The sequence below is a fragment of the Bradyrhizobium zhengyangense genome (genome assembly GCF_022012555.1).
Lineage (GTDB): Bacteria > Pseudomonadota > Alphaproteobacteria > Rhizobiales > Xanthobacteraceae > Bradyrhizobium > Bradyrhizobium zhengyangense.
The window spans coordinates 1-1,787 of sequence record NZ_JAKLTZ010000067.1 but is presented as its reverse complement, the minus strand read 5'-3'; the positions used below and the strand labels follow the sequence as shown (position 1 = coordinate 1,787).

Sequence of the window (1,787 nt, the reverse complement as noted above, 5' to 3'; positions counted from 1 at the left end):
AGGCTCGACTTGCCGGTTTCGTCGAACACCAGCTTGAGCTGGTCGCCGTTCAGCAGGTTGACGCCGTTGAACGAGGAGTCCTGCGAGGTCGAGTCGATCTGGCTCAGGATGTTGTTGTACTGGTTGACCAGGTTCGCACGGGAGGTCTGCGCGACGGTGTCGGCCACGGGGGTCGAAGCCGTCGAGAAGGTCAGAGCCGTCGTCAGCGTACCGCCGATCGCGCCACCCGCCGACGTCGAACCAAGCGTCGAGGAAGCGTAGTCGTTGGTGGTCGAGATCGTCAGCAGGCCGTTGGCGTCGATCGTCGCAGACAGGTTGTTGGCCTGCAGCTGCGTGTTGAGCTGATCAAGCGTCTTGACCGTGCCGTTGGTGCCGTCGCCGAACGTGACGTTGACCGCCGTGCCGCCATTGAAGGAGGTGAAGGTCAGGGTCTTGCCGTTGATGCCGCCGGTGCCGGAGGTACGCGCCGCGGTGAAGGCCGACGACGTGCCGGTGTTGCCGGCCAGACCCAGCGATTGCAGCGCATTGCCGGTGCCGGTGATCGACAGATCGGCATTGACGCCGGTCGAGACCTTCAGCTGGCCCGAGGCGTTGATCGACGAAGCCGTCTGACCGGAAGCGGTCGCAAGCGTACCGCCGCCGCTGCCATTGAGCGTGAAGGTCTGCACGCCCGTGGCGAAGTCAACCGCCTTCAGCACGTCGGTGATCGACGCGCTCTGCAGATAGACCGTCGAGTTGCCGTTGCCGTCAGTGACGACGTTGCCGGACACGCCTTGGGTCGAAGGCAGCGAAGAGGCACCGGGCGTCGGGCCATCCTTGAAGGTGATGACATGGCCATCGACGTTCAGGGTCGAACCCGACGAGATGAAGGACGACAGGGTCGTCGAGCTCGTGGTGCGGGTCGCCGAGACCGTCACACTGCCTGCGCCCGTCGCACCGGTGAGACCGAGGGCCTTCAGGATGTCGGCCTTGCCGGTCACGCTCAGGTCGGAACCGGTGGTGCTTTGCAACTTCAGCGCGCCGCCGCCCGTGACGGTAGACGCGGTCTGCCCGGCGTTGAGCGTGAGGGTGCCGGCAACGTTGCTCTGCACGCCGCTGGCGAGATCGACGGCGGTCAGCACGTCACCGATCGAAGCCTTCGTGGTGGAGCCGAGGTAAACCGACACGTTGCCGCTGCTGTCGGTGAAGACGTTACCGGTCGTGACGCCAGCAGACGCCGCAACTTGAGTGAGGCCCGTCGGCGCCGTGGTCGGCGCATCGCCCGCAACGAACGTCACGGTCTTGCCGTTGACGGTGAGCGTGTCACCAGCCGCAACGCCGGCGTTCGCATCGCCCGCAGCCGCACCGTTCAGGAGCTTGGCCGCAGTCGTCGCAGCGTTGATGACGGATCCCGTGTCGGCGCCCGAAACGCCGCCCAGCGTGGTGCCGGTAACAGCAGCCGTCGCGCCACCCGCAGCGCCGCTATACAGCACGTTGCTCAGTGCGCTCGCGCTAGTGAAGCTGGTGGTTCCGCGCAGGTCAGATGCCGTCGCACCCGAGATCGTGGTGGAGACGTTGGACTTGGTGGAATAACCAACGGTGGTCTGCAGCGCCTGGTTGGCGATCGACTTGGCGCTGTCGACCAGCTTCTGCAGCGAGGTGATGCCGGTGTTGGCGGCCTGCAGCACCTGCACACCGTTACCGATGTTGTCGAGCAGGTTGTTGATGTCGCTGGCGCGGTTGTCGAGCGACTGGGCGGTGAAGAAGTTGGTGGGGTTGTCCAGAGCCGAGTTGACACTCTTGCCGGT

At 65.2% G+C, this 1,787-nt stretch carries 1 protein-coding gene; it reads right to left on the bottom strand.

Annotated features, from left to right (window positions below; translation table 11 throughout):
- Positions 1–1,787: DUF1522 domain-containing protein (locus L6639_RS42830; RefSeq protein WP_237867362.1), on the bottom strand; the 1,787-nt coding region annotated here is incomplete at both ends.